Below are 1037 nucleotides of genomic sequence, written 5' to 3'. Positions count from 1 at the left end.
TCCTGCATGCTCACTTCTGTGCGCTCCAACACTCCTTACCGGTATGCCTTCAACGCTGCACAGAACGCTCTTCTACCGTTGCACGGCACAATTTAAACGACCTTACCCCCTTCGACATCAATGAATTACTTATCTAGTTTCTCAAGCAACTCACGCGCCATCCTCTTGACTTGCTCACCACTTAATTTCGGCTTGAGTTTGTTTTGACCTAGTCTTTTTGCATCCATTTCATCACAAACCTTTTTTAACCAAACCGCATGGCAAGATTTATTGCGATCGTACCTGGATATGCGTCCCTTGATTGATGCTTTCCTGAGTTCGTCTGAATTCCAATTCTTGTGTGTGCTATCTACATTCTTGTAGTAAGCATAGGAAACAAACCAAGAAGCACCTATCTTGCGTAAAACCCCATCGACTGACTTTTCTTCATCCGTAGATAAAGAAGAGTAACTAGACATAAAAACTCCCTTGATAAAAACGTAAAAAGCAAAAACAATTTGAGATCATCTAAATTGTGCCGTGCAACCTACAACTTCGGTGTCTATCTTAGCCCCGTTATATTTTCAGCGCATGATCACTAGACCAGTGAGCTGTTACGCTTTCTTTAAAGGATGGCTGCTTCTAAGCCAACCTCCTGGTTGTTTGAGTAACCACACATCTTTTTCCACTCAGAATAGAACTTGGGGACCTTAGTTGGTAGTCTGGGTTGTTTCCCTCTTGACGATTGATTTTATCACCCACCGCCTGACTCCCAAGATACAACAAAAGGTATTCGCAGTTTGACAGGGTTTGGTACTGCGGCGAGCAGCCCTAGCCCAATCAGAGCTCTACCCCCTCTTGTTATGACTTGAGGCTATACCTAAATATATTTCGAAGAGAACCAGCTATCACCAAGTTTGTTTGGCCTTTCACCCCTATCCACAGCTCATCCCAGCCCGTTTCAATGGGCACGGGTTCAGTCCTCCACAAGCTGTTACACTCGTTTCAACTTGGCCATGGATAGATCACTTGGCTTCGGGTCTGCAGCGTCTGACTAA

Annotated in this window: 1 rRNA gene; it reads right to left on the bottom strand. The window is 44.6% G+C overall.

Annotated elements, in window-relative coordinates:
• Position 1: 1 nt before the first annotated feature.
• Positions 2-1037 (bottom strand): 23S ribosomal RNA (locus tag KCO92_RS07220); the annotation flags it as partial.

Origin of the sequence: Helicobacter salomonis (assembly GCF_017979425.1) — a bacterium.
Classification (GTDB): Bacteria; Campylobacterota; Campylobacteria; order Campylobacterales; family Helicobacteraceae; genus Helicobacter; species Helicobacter salomonis.
This window is presented reverse-complemented; position numbering and strand designations above follow the sequence as displayed.